Annotated in this window: 16 protein-coding genes; 7 read left to right on the forward strand and 9 right to left on the reverse strand. The window is 61.9% G+C overall.

What is annotated here, in order from left to right:
• Positions 1-7: 7 nt before the first annotated feature.
• Positions 8-1,297 carry a S8 family serine peptidase gene (locus IG122_RS07295; RefSeq protein ID WP_193181978.1) on the reverse strand — a complete coding sequence of 430 codons (1,290 nt, stop codon included), beginning with the start codon at positions 1,295-1,297 and terminating at the stop codon, positions 8-10.
• Between the two features lie 65 nt (positions 1,298-1,362).
• Here IG122_RS07295 and IG122_RS07300 point away from each other — a divergent pair, with 65 nt between their 5' ends.
• The 3 genes from IG122_RS07300 (at position 1,363) to IG122_RS07310 (ending at position 3,671) form a co-directional block, all read left to right on the forward strand.
• Positions 1,363-1,596: a hypothetical protein gene (locus IG122_RS07300; protein WP_193181980.1), complete on the forward strand. Its 234-nt coding sequence runs from the start codon at positions 1,363-1,365 to the stop codon at positions 1,594-1,596.
• 184 nt (positions 1,597-1,780) lie between these two features.
• Positions 1,781-3,001, forward strand: a complete 1,221-nt coding sequence (locus IG122_RS07305; protein ID WP_193181983.1) for a DUF3419 family protein — start codon at positions 1,781-1,783, stop codon at positions 2,999-3,001.
• Between the two features lie 28 nt (positions 3,002-3,029).
• Positions 3,030-3,671 (forward strand): class I SAM-dependent methyltransferase, encoded by a 642-nt coding sequence (locus IG122_RS07310; RefSeq protein WP_193181985.1) that lies wholly within the window; start codon positions 3,030-3,032, stop codon positions 3,669-3,671.
• 15 nt (positions 3,672-3,686) lie between these two features.
• Here the strand turns inward: IG122_RS07310 and IG122_RS07315 are convergent, their stop codons facing one another.
• From IG122_RS07315 to IG122_RS07330, 4 genes are all read right to left on the reverse strand, one after another.
• On the reverse strand, positions 3,687-4,052 hold the full coding sequence (locus tag IG122_RS07315) for a response regulator (RefSeq protein ID WP_193181987.1): 366 nt from the start codon (positions 4,050-4,052) through the stop codon (positions 3,687-3,689).
• 115 nt (positions 4,053-4,167) lie between these two features.
• On the reverse strand, positions 4,168-4,821 hold the full coding sequence (locus IG122_RS07320) for a PAS domain-containing protein (protein ID WP_193181989.1): 654 nt from the start codon (positions 4,819-4,821) through the stop codon (positions 4,168-4,170).
• A 111-nt stretch (positions 4,822-4,932) separates the two neighbouring features.
• Positions 4,933-5,817 carry an NAD(P)-dependent oxidoreductase gene (locus IG122_RS07325; RefSeq protein WP_193181991.1) on the reverse strand — a complete coding sequence of 295 codons (885 nt, stop codon included), beginning with the start codon at positions 5,815-5,817 and terminating at the stop codon, positions 4,933-4,935.
• A gap of 85 nt (positions 5,818-5,902) precedes the next feature.
• On the reverse strand, positions 5,903-6,376 hold the full coding sequence (locus IG122_RS07330; RefSeq protein ID WP_193181993.1) for a YHS domain-containing (seleno)protein: 474 nt from the start codon (positions 6,374-6,376) through the stop codon (positions 5,903-5,905).
• Between the two features lie 270 nt (positions 6,377-6,646).
• Between IG122_RS07330 and IG122_RS07335 the strand changes: the two genes are divergently transcribed.
• A complete protein-coding gene (locus IG122_RS07335; protein ID WP_193181995.1) occupies positions 6,647-7,075 on the forward strand; it encodes a PAS domain-containing protein in 429 nt (142 codons plus the stop codon).
• 89 nt (positions 7,076-7,164) lie between these two features.
• Here the strand turns inward: IG122_RS07335 and IG122_RS07340 are convergent, their stop codons facing one another.
• A complete protein-coding gene (locus IG122_RS07340; RefSeq protein WP_193181997.1) occupies positions 7,165-8,136 on the reverse strand; it encodes an MBL fold metallo-hydrolase in 972 nt (323 codons plus the stop codon).
• A gap of 297 nt (positions 8,137-8,433) precedes the next feature.
• Between IG122_RS07340 and IG122_RS07345 the strand changes: the two genes are divergently transcribed.
• On the forward strand, positions 8,434-8,817 hold the full coding sequence (locus IG122_RS07345) for a hypothetical protein (RefSeq protein WP_193181999.1): 384 nt from the start codon (positions 8,434-8,436) through the stop codon (positions 8,815-8,817).
• 27 nt (positions 8,818-8,844) lie between these two features.
• Here IG122_RS07345 and IG122_RS07350 read toward each other — a convergent pair whose 3' ends face one another.
• The 3 genes from IG122_RS07350 to IG122_RS07360 all read right to left on the reverse strand — a co-directional run bounded on the left by IG122_RS07350 (position 8,845) and on the right by IG122_RS07360 (position 12,332).
• On the reverse strand, positions 8,845-10,071 hold the full coding sequence (locus tag IG122_RS07350; protein ID WP_193182001.1) for an aminotransferase-like domain-containing protein: 1,227 nt from the start codon (positions 10,069-10,071) through the stop codon (positions 8,845-8,847).
• A gap of 94 nt (positions 10,072-10,165) precedes the next feature.
• Positions 10,166-11,020: an FkbM family methyltransferase gene (locus IG122_RS07355; protein WP_193182003.1), complete on the reverse strand. Its 855-nt coding sequence runs from the start codon at positions 11,018-11,020 to the stop codon at positions 10,166-10,168.
• 136 nt (positions 11,021-11,156) lie between these two features.
• Positions 11,157-12,332 carry a M20 aminoacylase family protein gene (locus IG122_RS07360; RefSeq protein WP_193182005.1) on the reverse strand — a complete coding sequence of 392 codons (1,176 nt, stop codon included), beginning with the start codon at positions 12,330-12,332 and terminating at the stop codon, positions 11,157-11,159.
• On the opposite strand from IG122_RS07360, the gene IG122_RS24425 reads away from it, so the two are divergent.
• Together IG122_RS24425 and IG122_RS07370 are read left to right on the forward strand one after the other, a co-directional pair.
• On the forward strand, positions 12,267-13,079 hold the full coding sequence (locus tag IG122_RS24425) for an Hsp20/alpha crystallin family protein (protein ID WP_319024834.1): 813 nt from the start codon (positions 12,267-12,269) through the stop codon (positions 13,077-13,079). The two genes, IG122_RS07360 and IG122_RS24425, sit on opposite strands and share 66 nt — an antisense overlap.
• A gap of 694 nt (positions 13,080-13,773) precedes the next feature.
• A complete protein-coding gene (locus IG122_RS07370; protein WP_193182007.1) occupies positions 13,774-15,825 on the forward strand; it encodes a methyl-accepting chemotaxis protein in 2,052 nt (683 codons plus the stop codon).
• Positions 15,826-15,831 lie beyond the last annotated feature (6 nt).

Consider the following 15,831-nt stretch of genomic DNA (forward strand, 5'->3'; position numbering starts at 1 on the left):
TCCGGCCCTAGCGCCCATCGTCCGCCGGGTTCGGGATCCAGCCCCACGCAACGTCTGCGGGCGCACTCCTATACCCCCGCGCGGTGCGGATGCGGATCGCCTCTATCAGCTTTTCTGTGCTCCAGTCCGGGTTCCGCGCCAGCAGGCGCGCGGCGAGTGCGGCGACGCGCGGCACGGCGAAGCTGCTCCCCGAGGCGGGCGCGACGGCACCGCGATGATCGATGGTCTCGATCCCCTCGCCCGGCACCATCAGGTCGACCGAGTGCCGCCCCCAGTTCGAGCCCGGCGCAAGCCGCCCGAAGGCGTCGGCGGAGGTGACGGTGATCATGTTGGCGAGCGGGAAGGCTGCCGGATAGACCGGCGCCGTGTCGATGTTCCGTCCGTCGTTCCCGGCGGAGACGATGAACAGCATGTCGGAACGGGCCTCCGCCGCCTGCCGGAAAGCGTCCCACTCCCGCGCGTCGTTGCTGCCGAGCGGCATCAGGACGATGCGCGCGCCCGCTGCATCAGCCGCCGCGATCAGTTCCGCCATCCGCTCCATGTTGCCCCGGGGATAACGATAGGGCAGCAGCCGGACCTCCGGCGCCTCGGCGATCAGGATACTGGCGACGGCAGTGCCGTGCCTGAGCGGGAAATATGGCGAGCGGGAGGTGTCGAGATCGAACGGGCGCGGGTCCATGTCCCAGTAATCGTAGCCGAGCGACCGCCCGGAGGCGTCGCGCGCCAGCCGGGCGGCGAGATGCGGCAGCAGGTAATTCACCCCGCTGTCGATCTGCGCCACCGTCACCCCGCCGGGATCGGCACCCGGCGGCACCGGAGGGTCGAGCTCCTCGACAAATGATACCGTGGCAAGGTCGGGCTGCAGATGCTCAAGCCGGACCGGCACATCGCGCCGCTCGCCGTATACCAGCCGGCGGGCCAAGGCCGGCATGCAGTCCGGGCCGTACTGCACCATCGCCTCCGGGCGCAGTTCACCGGACGCCGGCGCGCTGAGCTCCATGCGCAGACGGCGCAGGGCGCCGCCCTGGAGGAGCATGTCGACGACCGCCTCGCCGCCCTCGCCCATGTCCAGCGTGAGCAACCGACGTCCGGAATTGTCCGCATTGAGGGCGCCGCTCCGACGGGCCAGCGAAATGTCGTCCGGCAGCAGCCCCTCAGGATTTGCGAGCGGCGCGGTACAGATCGCCCGCGTCGCCGCGTCCGCCCGCATCAGCCCTTCCGCGCCCCGCGCCGCCGCGTTCGGCACAGACCAGAGAAGCAAGGAGGCAATTGCGAGGCTCAGCAGGCGTTGCGGCATTGGATGCCTTGTCCCGGTTCATGCTATTCTGACGTTGTATCAGCTTTCGCAATCCGGAGAAGGCCATGGACGATACCCCGATGCCCCTCATTCTCGATCTCGTCGAATGGGTCGCCGAGAAACCCCGGCCCTATGGCGAGGTGATGGAGGCCTGGCGCACCTCCTGTCCGCGTCTCACCGTCTGGGAGGAAGCGGTCGACCGCGGTTTCGTCGTCCGCCGCCATGTCGACGGCACCGGCGCGATCGTGGAAGCGACGCATAGCGGACGCGAAACCCTCGCCGCACACGGCCGCGCCTGAGGAGCGATTCGGCGCTTGCCCGGCTTCCCCGGCGCGATGCCGCGCCGGCGATAATACTTCATGATTTCAGGCATATGACGCCCTGAAACAAAGCTGAAACACGAATCCCGTATGAGCTTCCCCAAGCATGGACCGGTCCGGCGGCATCCGCCCGGCACCGCGCCATCCGGGAGAGTTCGCACCCATGTCCGCCAACCCCCTGCTCCAGAACGCCGTCACCGCCGGCGGCGGCCACAAGCTGACCAAACGCGGCATTCTCGACCGCATGTTCACCATGGCCTTCAAGGGTTTCGTCTATCCGCAGATCTGGGAAGATCCCGAGGTCGACCTCGAGGCGCTGCAACTCACGCCGGAGAGCCGGGTCTTCACCATCGCGTCCGGCGGCTGCAATATCCTGAACTATCTGACCGAGCGTCCGGCCAGCATCCAGGCCGTCGATCTCAATCCGGCCCATGTCGCGCTCACCCGCTTGAAACTGACGGCGCTGAAGCAGCTGCCCGACCACGAGACCTTCTTCCGCTTCTTCGGCCACGCCGACGAACGCGAGAACAAGCGGGTCTATTTCCGTGACCTGGCGCCGCATCTCGATGCCGAGACCCGGGCCTACTGGAGCAAGCGCGGGCTGCGCGGCCGGCGCATCGACATGTTCACCCGCAATGTCTACGAGTTCGGTCTGCTCGGCCGCTTCATCGGCCTGCTGCACCTGATTGCCCGCCTCCACGGCAAGAACCCGCGCCACATCCTGGAAGCGGAAACCCTGCAGGAGCAGCGTGCCCTTTTCGACTCCATCATCGGCCCGATCTTCGACAGCCGGATGGTGCGCGCGCTCTGCCGTCTGCCGGTCTCGTTCTACGGTCTCGGCATCCCGCCGGCACAGTTCGAGGCGCTCTCCGCCTCGGCCGGCGGCGACATGGCCGGACTCATGCGCTCGCGTCTCGAGCGGCTCGCCTGCGACTTCTCGATCGACGACAACTACTTCGCGTGGCAGGCCTTCGGGCGCGGCTACGACCGGACGAAGCGCCAGGCCATTCCACGATACCTGCACGCCGGCAACTACGAGACGCTGCGAGAGACCGCACCGAAGGTCGATGTGGTGCAGGCGTCGATGACCGACTTCCTCGGTGCGCGCGAGGCCGCAAGCCTCGACCGATACATTCTGCTCGACGCGCAGGACTGGATGAACGCGGAGCAGCTCTCCGCGCTCTGGACAGAGATTCTGCGCACCTCGGCACCCGGCGCGCGGGTGATCTTCCGCACGGCCGGCGAGGAGAGCCCGCTACCGGGGCGCGTGCCGGACGAGATCCTCGATCGCTGGGAGTACCGGGCGGAGGAGTCGGAAGATCTCTGCCGGCGCGACCGCTCATCGATCTATGGAGGCTTCCATCTCTACATCCGCCGGGACTAACCCCATATCGGAGGATGCCGGGGAGAAGATGGACCGGATCTACCGGGTCCAGCGGCACTTCTACGACCTCACGCGGAAATATTACCTGCTGGGCCGCGACCGGCTGATCCGGGACCTGAACGCGGTGCCCGGAGAGTCGATCTGCGAGATCGGCTGCGGTACGGCGCGCAATCTCGCGAAGCTGGCGCGGCGCTATCCAGACTGCCGCTATTTCGGGATCGACGCTTCAGCCGAGATGCTGGAAACCGCGGAAGCCTCCTTGCGCCGGATGGAACTAGAGGACCGGATCCGGCTCGGCCTCGCCTATGCCGAGCGGTTCGACCCCGGGGAGACGTTCGATGAGCCGGAGGGTTTCGATCATATCGTCTTCTCCTATTCGCTCTCGATGATTCCGCCGTGGCGCGCCGCACTCGACCGCGCGGTAGCCCTGCTCCGTCCGGGCGGCACATTGCATATCGTCGATTTCGGGGATCAACGCGGCATGCCCGCCTGGTTCCGCCGCCTGCTCTTTACCTGGCTCGCCTGGTTCCATGTCGAGCATCGGCCCGGCATACGGATCTGGGTCGAAGAGAAGGACGCCGCGGGAGATATGGAGGTCTCGGTAAGCGCTCTCGCCGGTCATTATGCCGAACTGTTCAGACTGGCGCGCACCGACCGGCCGTCCCTCTGAAAGGGAAATGGGGCGTTACGGAAACATCCGCGCGATCATCTCAATTAGCGCGGGAAGTTCGACCGGCTTCCGGATCGCTTCGTGAGCGCCGATCATGCGGGCATATTCCAGGATCTGAGCGTTGCCAAGAGAACCCCCGGTTGACATGGCAATGACCCGAACGTCGGGGTGAAGCGACCGGATTTCCCGGATCGTCTCGATGCCCTCCTTGCCCGGCATGATGATGTCGGAAATCACCAGGTCGAACGTCGCCTCTTCCATCAAAGCGAGCGCGGAATTTCCTTCCTCGGCGGTCTGCACCTCGTGGCCCTGCTCGCGCAGAATTCCCGCCAGGAGATCGCGCAGAGACTTGTCATCGTCAACGACCAGAATTGAAGTCATTCAGAGAATGCTCCTGTCTTGAGATGCCCATCCCAGATCGCCCAGGATGCGGACCGCCAGACTACCAACGAGCGGGATGAAGGTTAACGTCAAAGAACCTCGAACGGGGCTCGATCTAGACGGGAAGAGTCTCTTCAATAACCGCTCCCGTCTCAAGCGTAATATAGGTATGCTTCTGATATTCCGGCAAAAATCGCTCCCCGCTCGGCTCCAGACGGGGGATTTCCGCAGTCGCGCCGATAACGCTCTGGACAGTTCGTCCATCATTGGAGAGCGGCAGCAGGAGCCGCTCCCCGTGAATCGGATTGGCGGTCTCGGCGTAGAGCCGACCGTAGATGTAAAGCACGGCCGGAAGATCGACGACATTTCGGTAATAGCGATGCACCCTCGGGTAATAGTCCGGGTCGGTATTGTCATCAAGATAATGCTTTGAAAGCTTGTGCCCGAACCTTTTGGCGACTTTCTCACCGGTCAACCGGTAGCGGAACCTGTTGCTCTCAGGTTCGTAGTCGCAAAGCCAGATCCGCGGCAGAATGGACCCGAATTCCACCGGATCGATCTGCCGGCGGCTTGGCATCAGAAGCGGGCCCTTGATCGTCCGCCAGTGATGTAGCAGGACTTGCAGGGTCTGCGTCCGCATACGTCCGGAGATCGCATCGAGTTCAGTTCCAACCTGCGAACCCGAGTCACCGTAAGTCATCGAACGGCAGCGCTCCTCTGGGACATAACCGTCGCCGACCGGCAATCGGCGAGACGGCAGTCCGGTCAAACCAACCGTTCTGGTCCTAACACGGACTGCGTCCTGCCACCAGAAGACGCTTCAGAAATAAACGCTGAATTTACCCGCGCCCAGGGAAACCGCGCCCTGAAACGTCATCGACTAGCGGTTGAAATGGATCGAACACCAATCTTCCCAGAGCTTCGCCAAGGCGGCGTAATCCTGGCTGCCCATCCCTTTCGCCTCCGCGATCTCGTAAGGCGTGTGAGACGCCAGTGTGGCGAACAGAGGCACACCGAGCTGCTGCGCCGTCTCGAGCGCGAGCACAGAATCCTTGCGTGCGTTGGTGACGGACATCCCGCTCTGATAGTTCCCGTCCCGCATCCGCTCGCCGACCCGATGGACAAGCGGGCGTAACAGTCCCTCTTCGCGATTGAGGATCTGGACAAGCGTTTCCGAGGGCACATCGAGCTTCCGCGCCATCGCGAAAGCCTCGATCAGAACCACCATGACGGCATGCATGACGCCATTATTGACCACCTTGGTTCCCATTCCCGCGCCAACCGGCCCGAGATCGAAGATTTGCGCCGCGATCGACTGCAGCAAAGGCCGCGCCGACGCCTTGCTCTCTTCGCTGCCACCGAGGAAGAACGTGATCTCACCTGCAGCCATGCTCGCGACACCACCGGCGATAGCCGCGTCCACAAAGGCGATCCCGGCATCTGCGCAAAGCGCGGCACACCGTTTCGCTGTATCGGGAGTGACGGTACTGGTCTCGACAATCAGCGACGGTTTGTCCGTCCAGCTGCAAATCGCCTCAACGACCTCCAGAGAGGCTTCGGGTTTCGGCAGCGACAGTACGATTTGCGAGGGCGTCGGAGTAGAGAGCCCGGAAAGCTGCTCCACGACCTCCACACCTTCCTTCGCCGCGAGTTGCCTGCGTTCGGGCGAGCGGTCGAAACCCGCAACCGGCCCGTGCCGCAACAATGCCGTCGCGACCGCGAGCCCGGCATTTCCAAGCCCCACCAGACCAATCTTCTCTGCCATCGTTTCCCCCTTCGTTCGATGTTTCGGGGAGGGTAGCGGAGCTATCGGTCTGAGGCGAGCCGCGGAGACTTGCCGATCCGGCACTTCACTCAAGCACGCGCGGCCAGTTCCGGTCTCCGGCCTGAATGTTTTCCGGGATGCTCTGCTCCCAGCGCTTCTGGATGTCGGAATTGTAGTTCAGGTAGAGCTTCCCCTTCACGATCCTCCAATTCTCGGGATCGCCTTTCGCCGTACTTCCCTGCGCCACGGCCCAGGCACAATAGCCGCCATATTGCGGGGCGTATCTTTCGGGATCCTGCCGGAACAGGTCCCGATTCCCGGCTGTGGCGAAGTGCCACTCCGCGCCTTTGTAGGAAAAGGTGTACTCGGCCGAGCCTTTTACCGGCCCCCCGGGGGAAAAATAGCTGACCGGGTCGTAACCATCCACTGCGACATTCGAAAGAAAGCCGGTATAGACCGGATCCTCCGCCGCGGCGGCGGGCACCGGCCCCAGTTGAAATCCACCGGCAAGCAGGCAGGCAGCAAGGAAAGCGTGACGCAATCCGGGAAGGCGCGACATGTCCGTCCTCCAATCTCGCAGTGATTGAACCCCGTTCGATAGGAGGGAATTTGCGTCAGGGGCCGCTCAACACCAAGTCACATTGCCGCGACAGCATTATTGGCACATTCCCACAACGTGAATACATCGCGGCGCGGATGGATCGAAATATCGCTCAGATTGAATCACAATAGTGTTCTGATGTTGTTTACGGCACAAACACACTGAAGCAGGACACGCCGAGGGGAAATGACGGGACAAGAACAAATCAATGATTTCTTCTCCGGAGATTTGAGCAGCGACGCTCAGAGGGCGATGTATGAGTACTGGCTGAAGGTGCGGGGGAAAGGCCAGGTCCCCCCCAAGACCGCACTCGATCCGGTTGAATTTCCACGCAAGGCGCTTCCCCTCCTGACCGTCGTCGAGCCCGCGGGAGAGGACGATTTCAAGATCCGGATCACGGGGACCGGAATACGCGCAGCCACGGGACGCGATCTCACCGGGCTGAAGATCAGCGAGATCGAGGGCGCCGGACCTATTCTCGACAGGTTGCTTCAATGCCGCAACAGCGCCGTGACCGATTACGCCGCAGGCTCGGCGGACTGGGCTAGGAAGCCAGGGAAATACTTTACCGCGCTGGTACTGCCGTTCGGGACACCGCAGAGCGTCGAGCGTGTCATGCTGGTGTTCAGCTTCACGAACCGCGCGCCGGAGGGGTAACGCCTACCCCCTCCCTGCGGTCCCGTCCGACCGAGAACCCACCGCCGGTCCCCCGACGGCGGGTTCTTTAGGTTGGCTCCGAGCCCCCTCTAACAGCCAGAGACGCACTTTCCGGCACCGTCAAACTCGAGGGTCTTTCCGCTCAACGGCAGATAGGACGGCGCTTTCAGAGCTTTCATGAAGGCGTCGGTCTTGCTTCCCGCAATGACCTTGCCGCCTTTGGTTCCGATCTCGTTCGCATGCGACGGGATCACTGAAGCCGGCTTGATAAGCTCGTTCACGACGAAAGCCGCCTCGGTAGGTCCGGTCGTGAAAGTGTCGCCGATATTCATCACCACCAGCTCGGCACCATATTGTTCGCCGACGACCGTGCGCTGTTCGGCGGTCACGCCGGTGTCACCGGAGAGATAGGCGACCAGACCGTTGCTGAACGTCAGCACATAGCCCGTCGGCGGTCCGGCATAGGCGGTCAGGCCGGCGGACGACAACAGCTTGCCGAGTTCGCCCTCGATAAAGGCGCCGTTGACACCGTTCGAATGCGCGGCGGGAACGGTCGTGACGGTCACGCCGCCGACCTTCCGCGACGCACCGAAACGGACCAGCGCCGACTTCTTCGGATCCCCGCCCAGCGCCTTCAGCTTGCTGGCGAAGAAGCTCGGCATCTCGCTCCCGGTGACGATGAGCGCCGATTTCTCAAGCGCGATATTCACGGTGTTGGTATTCGGCGCGGCGACCGTCCCCATCATCGGCGCGCCGCATTCGCCCGCATTGACCGCATCGATATGCCGGTCGCCGACATGGTCGCCGTGCATGTGGCTGACCAGCAGCGCATCGACCTTGCCGAGACGCGGATCGCCGGCCCCAGCCACGGTGCGGCCCGCATCATAGAGAATACGCGTGCCGTCGGGATCCTCGAACATCATAGCCCTGTCGAAGCGGCAGAATTCTCCGTCATGGCTGCCGAGCGGAGTCACTTTCACTTCCTGAGCAGCGGCCGAGCCCGCGGCCACACCCAGCAGGCCCAGTACAGCGCCCGCGAAACGCAGTGATTTGAGAACCATTGCTCCCTCCTCGAAACATGCATGGATAGACGTGAAGCCCCATCCGGACAGGTACGGATTTTCCTCACACTGCCACTGGAACAGCTCACGGCAGTGATGGATACGGCCCTTTCCACTGTCTGAAATTCAAAGGCGATTTTGGCCCGGGCCAATTCAGCCAGACATGGCAATGAGGTGATGCGGATAGGGGTGAGGTCTGAAATGCAGATGCACTGCCCCCAACTCGCTTGCCCGGGCACCGCCCGGACCTAATTGCTTTAGGCTGCAGGTCGAAAGGCAGCGCGCGGAGCGCATTGCATGGAAGCGATCGAGAACGCCGCCATTATTTCCGTCGGACGGGCGAGCGGGTTTGCCGCGCTCGCGATCGTCTGCATCGTCATGAGCCTAAGCTACGAGCCGGCGGTCGCAGCGCGAGCCGGATGTATCCTTTGCCTGCTCGTTGCAGCCGTCCTATTCCACTATGCCCGCAGGGCACCAACCCGGCCCTACCGCAAGACCGAGCTCTGGATCATTCTGGCGAAGGAAGACCGCCCACCGAAAAAGATCGCCCAGCGGATCATCGGCGCAGTCCTCTCGCAGACCTACCGAAGGTTTGCCGAGTATTCGATGATCTCCGCCCTGATCTTCCTCATCATGGCGATCATGTTCGGGTTCTTCCCGGACCTTCGCCTCGGGGGCTGAGCCCGAGGCGAGACCCGTTGCACCGACCTAGCGGTTCGCTACGGTCTTCGGCACACCGAATTCCTCACGGCAGACCTCGGCGAGCGCCGCCACGCCCTTGCGGATGGTCTCGATCGGCGGATTGGCATAGCAGATCCTGAGCGCGCGCTTCGCATCCGGTCCCTCAATGGACCATTCGGCGCCGGGATTGATCTCGATCCCGTGCTTCGCGGCTTCCTTGGCCAGCCTGGAGGTATCGACCTCCGCCGGAAGCTTCACCCAGAGGAAAATCCCGCCCGGCGGCCGCTCGAACTCGGCTGCCGTTCCGAAGCTGGCCTCGACCGTCTCGACCAGAGCATCGCATTTCGCTTTGAGGGTCTTGTTGAGGGCCGCCACGTGTTTTTCGAAATGCTCCTGACAATACTCGGCGAGCACCATCTGCTCAAGTGCACCCGAACCGGCATCGGTTTTCAGCGGCAGCATCCGCGCCATGAACGCCCAGGGTGCGACCACGAAACCGACCCGCAGGGCCGGCGCGATGGATTTCGAAAAGGAGCCGACGAAGATCACCCGACCGCTCTCGTCGAGCGCATGCATGGCGGGCGGGCGCTCGCCACTCCAGATCAGATCCGAGTAGCACTCGTCCTCGACCACCGGCACATCGTACTCGGTCGCGAGGCGCAGGAGTTCCTGCCGCCGCTCCAGCGGCATGATCGAGGCAGTCGGGTTCTGCACCGTCGGGATTGTGTAAATGAACTTCGGCTTCCGGCCCTCGGCGGTGAGCGTCTTCAACGCCGATGCCAGTTCGTCCATCCGCATGCCGTGCTCGTCGAGGCCGATGCCGACCGCCGTCACGCCGAGACGCTGGAACCGGGTCAGGGTCCCGCCATAGGTCGCGGCCTCGATCAGAACCGTGTCGCCCGGGGCGAGCAGCACTGCGTTGATCAGGTCGAGTCCCTGCAGTGATCCGGAGGTGATGAGAACGTCGTCCGCACTGCAGGTCATCCCGGCGTCGCGGGCGAGCTTTTCCGCAACGAACTCGCGAAGCGGCTTGTAACCCTGCGGGCCGCTTTCCAGATTGTAGGTCGCCAGCGTGCTGCCTTCGCGTTGCAGAACCCGCGTCACAGCCGCGATCAGATCCTCCGTCGGAATGTTTTCCGGCGCGTTGTGTCCGCCGACAAAATTGAACTTCGGAAAACCGTTCCACCGCCCGGCGGCCGGCGCAGGAAGATCCTGTCGCACCACTTTCCCGAAATCGAACTGAGGCGATGTCATCGCTCTCCCCCCCCCTTCCTTTGATTTGATTCGCAGGCAAGCGTGACCGCGATCCCGCGCCCTCACAAGCGCCCGTCCGGCACGGCAATGTTGATCAGGCGATCTGAAGTTTCTGCAGGTAGGTCTGTCCGAGCCGCTCGCCGACCATGGCGTCCCGCACCAGCAGCGCGCGCAGGGCGAGATCGAAAGAGCTGAAGACGTCGTGCAGGATCAGCGCGAGCTTCAGAAGCTTCCCGGGCGCGAGCTCTCCGAAACGGGTGAAATCGCGCACGAAGACTGCATCCGCCCACATCAGCTGGCTGAGCCCCGCATAAGGATCGTTGTTGACGATGAGCGGCTTGATGGTCCGGCTGGTCGGCTCCACGAACCGGTGCAGTACGAAGCCGCGCTCGCGCAGAAACAGATCCACGTCGGTGAAAAGCGGCTGGCCTTCATACATCTCGAGGAACTCGACCTCGGACTGGATCACGAGACAGTCGGCCAGTTTCCGCGTTCCGTTACGGAAGACCTCGAGCTCGCCGCCCTGGATGTCGATCTTCAGGAAATCGAGATCGGAGATTTCGGCGACGTCATCCAGCCGGACGGTCTCGATCTGTTCCCGGGCGATGACCTTGCCCCATTGATCGAACCCGTGAAAAGCCCCCAGGACCGCCATGTTGGGTTCCAGCAAGGAGGTCATGCCGGGTGCCTGGCACAGCCTCAGGGTCTGGACGCTGCCGTCATAGACGGCATGCGGAAGATAAGTCTCATTTGGCCCTTTCTGAGACTGCAGGACCGCAAGCGCCTCAGGGTTCGGCTCGAAGCCGACCAAGTGGACTTTGCCGCGCTTCAGCAGAGCGTCATAAGGAGGCAGCCCGCTGCCCGCATGGGGATTGGCGCCGACATCGACGATATTGATTGTCGTGTCGATGCCGAGCATCTCGGTCAGCGACATTCTTTCCTGGCTCATTCCCAACCTCATAGCGAACGCCCTGCACGCAGAGGAAGGAAGCTCGCATCTGAAGAGTGGTGGAGCAACAGGAAGCTGAACGGCCGGTACGCGCGATGCGATACCGGCCGCTTCAGTTCGGGTTGCGCGGGGGGACTTAGCCTGCGCGCGGCAGTTCCGCCTCGACCAGCGCCGCCCAGAGGCTGGCCCCGGTCGTCAGGGTCTCGTCGTTGAAGTCGTATTCCGGGTGGTGGACCGAGTGGGTATGGGTCTCGTCCCCGCCGCCGAGGAAGATGTAGGCACCGGGACGCTCTTCCAGCATGTAGGAGAAATCCTCGCTGCCCATCAGGGCATCCGTATCGGTATCGACGGCATCCGCGCCGACAACGCTCGCCGCCGCGGCGACGATCCGCTCGACCTCCGCGTCATGGTTCGAGGTCACCGGATAGCCCTCCCGGTAGACGCAATCGATCTCGATGCCATTGGCGAGTGCCAGTCCCTCGCAGAGCTTCTGGAACTTGTCCTTGATCAGCGCCTGCGTCGCCTTCGTCATGGTCCGCACGGACGCATTCAGGATCGCTTCGCCCGGAATGACGTTGTTCGCGGTACCGGCATGGAACTGGGTGATGGAAACCACAGCGTTCTCGAACGGATCGATGGCGCGCGACACAAAGGTCTGGGCCGCCTGGTAGATCTGCGTGCCGATGGCGATCGGATCGATGGCCATATGCGGCATCGCTGCGTGTCCGCCACGGCCCTTGATGGTGATGGTCACGCTATCGGCGCCGGCCATCAGCGGCCCCTTGCGGATCGCGAACCTGTTCTTCGGGATCTGCGGCATGTTGTGCAGACCGTAGACCGCATCGCAGGGAAAGCGCTCGAACAGGCCGTCCTCGATCATCGCCTTGGCGCCGGCGCCGCCTTCTTCGGCGGGCTGGAAGAACAGGTGCACCGTGCCGTCGAAATTCCTGGTCTCGGCGAGATACTTGGCCGCGCCGAGCAGGACCGAGGTATGTCCGTCATGGCCGCAGGCATGCATCTTGCCCGGCACCTTCGACTTGTATTCCGGGCTGGAAACCTCCTGCATCGGAAGCGCGTCCATATCGGCACGGATGCCGATGGCGCCTGAGCCCGACCCGTTTCCGCGGATCACACCGACGACGCCAGTCTTGCCGATTCCTTCATGGGTCTCGATGCCCCAGGAGCGCAGTTTCTCCGCGACGATCCCGGCGGTCCGGGTTTCCTCGTAACAGATCTCCGGATACATGTGGAAATCGTGCCGCCACTCGCGCATCTCGGCATCGAACTCGGCAATACGGTTCTTGATCGGCATTGTTTGCGGTTCCTTTTGATAGTCGGTCCTGCGAAATCCCGCGACCGGCGAAAGAAGATCGATCAGGCTCCCCGCCCCACCATGCCTTTAACCTGTTGTGCGGAAGCCGGACCTTTACGTCAGCGAAGGCCACTCAGTCTTAGCGCATTCGCGAGCCTGGCCGAAAGCGCGAACCCCTTTCCGGCACGGAAATGGATTGATGCACGACACCTCACCCGTTACGCCCCCGAAGATTTGACCGAGGTCAATGCCCGCACGCGCGATTGGTCGGATAGTGAGATGAAACCCAATCGTGACGCGTTCGACGGAGGAGCGAAAATGGTTGAAAAAGTCTCACAATCCAATGCGGCGCCAGACTGGTTGTCCCAGCTCTATGCGCCGGTCCGCCAGTTCGGCGAGCGTATCGCCGAGTTCCTGGCACCGGCATCCGAAGCCTCGGTCAAACCGGAGTATTACGAGATCGCGATCGAACTGCCCGGCGTAAAGGAAGACGACATTTCGGTCGAACTGCACGACAGCACCCTGACAGTGCTCGGCGAGAAACGATCGACGCGCGAGGAAAAGGATCGCAATTACTTCTTCTCGGAACGTCAGTATGGAAGTTACCGGCGCGTTTTCAGGCTCCCGCCTGATGCCGATGCGAACAAGGTCACCGCGCATCACGAAAACGGTGTGCTGACGGTCATGATCGCGAAATTGTCTCCCGAGACATCGAACCCGAAGCGCATCAAGGTTCAGCGTCGATAAATACGAACCATGAGGTTTGTTCGGCACCGGCACTTCGTCCGGGGCCGAACAAGCGCCTTTCTCCTGTGCGCTCCATCAAGCAATTCCGGGAAAGCCAATCTATTGGCGGCCGACTGCTTCGTGTCGATCGCCTCCGGCACCACCTCTCCTGAGGTCTCAAATTTCCCGCAATACAGGCATATGCATTCATCACGTCGCAGGCGCCTGATACAGGCGATTGTCACAGGTGGCGCTGTCTCTGCCGATTTATCCAAGGTCTCCGCACATGCCTCGAGCCTGAATAAGAGAACTCGTCGCATCACACGATCGGATAGAACCTCGCCCGCCCCGCCAAGGTGTTGCTGACGCGCCGGGGCACCGCATCGCCCCCGTCACCTCCCAATCCCCCAAACCTTGTACTTATATTATAATTTTCCATATTTTTCTTATATTTATAAATTAAATAAAAACTTTGCAATATAACGGGAAATAAATCAGCAACATTTTGATTCACATTTCGCCCGACAACATTCTCCTTATTTCAATTACTTGTTAATCATTTCGCTACACAATTTACTAGGAATTTTCATTTTTGCGGAAAATCAAGTTTTCAGCTTGAGAAGGCAGAAAACCCGTGCGATTTTGAATTAACCAAGAGTCACAAATAGTCCGAGATCACATCGCAATAATTGCGCATCCAGAAGGTAGATTGGTTATGTTCTCGTCCCTCCCGATCAAGACCAAGATCATCAGCGTCTGCCTGGTGACCCTGCCCCTTCCACTGATTGCACTGGCCTACGCGGTGCTCTCGATGAACTGGATCGGCATTGAATTGAAGGAGATCGCCGAGGAAGACATGCCGCTCACGCGTGAAGTCACCGAAGTGACCATCCTACAACTAGAACAGGCGATCCATTTCGAGAAAGCGATGCGATTTGCCGGCATTCGCGCACAGGAGGGAGACAATGACGCGGCCTATTCGGAAGAAGTCGGAAAGTTCGGAACGCAGAGCAAGAAAGCCGACGAGACATTCAACCTGATCACCGAGAAGCTCGCTCACGCGATCCAAAGCACGAAACAACTCGGCCACGCGGACGCCTCCAGCGAATTTCGTATGCTCTCCGAACAGGTGAACATCGCAAAGCAGCACCACCTGGAATACGAGAGGCTGGCAGAGCAGGTCTTCGCGGCACAGACTGCGGGCGATCTCGCCAAGGCGACGGAACTCGCCGGGCAAGCCGAAATCCTGGAAACCAAGCTCGATCAGGAGCTCGAGGCGATCCAGCTGGAGATCGGGAAATATACCGCACAGTCCCTGATCACCGCTGAGCAGCACGAACGCACCGCGTTTCAGGTCATCCTCGGACTCTCACTCCTCGGGCTTCTCGGTGGCCTGCTTGCCGGGATCGGAGTCGGTACCGTCATCGCAAGACCGATCATTCAGCTCACCTCGGCGATGGCGAAGCTGTCGACGGGAGATTACAGCGTCAATGTGCCTTCCCTCGGACGCCGGGACGAGATCGGCGGCATGGCAGAAGCTGTTTCCGTCTTCAAGGAAGCCAGCATCGAGCTGGAGCAGATGACCGAGTCCCGTCACAAGGAGCAGGAGGAACAGCAGCGCCGCCTGCAAGAGGCGATGCTGAGCCTCAGCGACCAGCTGGAGCAGGAACTGCAGACCGCGGTCGCCGCCATCACCAAGGAAATGGATCAGATGCGCGATCGCTCCGCCTCCATGACATCATCGGCGGAGAGCGTGAAAAACGAGAGCCTCGCCGTTTCGGCCGCCTCCGAGGAAGCGACCGTCAATGTGAACACCGTCGCCGCCGCCTCCGAAGAGATGGCCCAGTCGATCCAGGAAATCGGTCGGCAGATCGAGGAATCCACCCGCATTGCCCGTGAAGCGGCGGGCGAGATCGAGCGCACGAATGTCACGGTGGAAGGCCTCGCGAACGCGGCGGAAAAGATCGGCCAGGTGGTTGGCCTGATCACCGATATCGCGGAGCAGACCAATCTTCTCGCGCTGAACGCGACAATCGAGGCCGCGCGCGCCGGAGAGGCCGGCAAGGGTTTCGCCGTCGTCGCAAGCGAGGTCAAGTCGCTGGCCAACCAGACGGGCGGCGCCACCGAGGACATCTCCGAGCAGGTTCGCAGCATCCAGTCGATCGCCACCGAGGCCGTCTCGGCGATGCGCGGCATCGAAGAGACCGTGCAGAAGATCAACGATATCTCCGAGCAGATCACCGGTGCGATGGGCCAGCAAACCCAGGCCACGGACGAGATCGCCCGCAATATCCAGGAAGCCGCCGCGGGTACGAAAGAGGTATCGACGAAGATTTCTTTCGTTGCCGATGCCGCGGACGAGAATGGCGCGATGTCCCGTGAAGTCAGCACCTCGGCATCCGCCATCGCCGAGAAGATGCAGGAACTGCAGAACCGCCTCACCGTCATCGTGCGCGAGTCCGCGGCCGGGAACCGCCGGGAAGCGGAACGCAGAACCGTAATGGCAAGCTCGCGGATCCAGGTCGGCGGGACATGGCATATGTGCGAAATCAGCGATATTTCCGAGACCGGCGTCGAGATCGGGACCGATCACCAGCTGCCGGCAGGCACCGAAGTGAATATCGACCTGATGGGACTAGGGACCGTAAAGGCCAAGGTCATTCGCCAGCGCAAGAGAGTGAAGGGCTTCGGGGCCGAGTTCGTCGAACTTCCCGAAGATATCCGGCAAGCCATCCGGGGCTGGAACGCGACTGCGGAAGCTGCCTGACGAGCA

It is taken from the genome of Nisaea sediminum, assembly GCF_014904705.1.
Lineage (GTDB): Bacteria > Pseudomonadota > Alphaproteobacteria > Thalassobaculales > Thalassobaculaceae > Nisaea > Nisaea sediminum.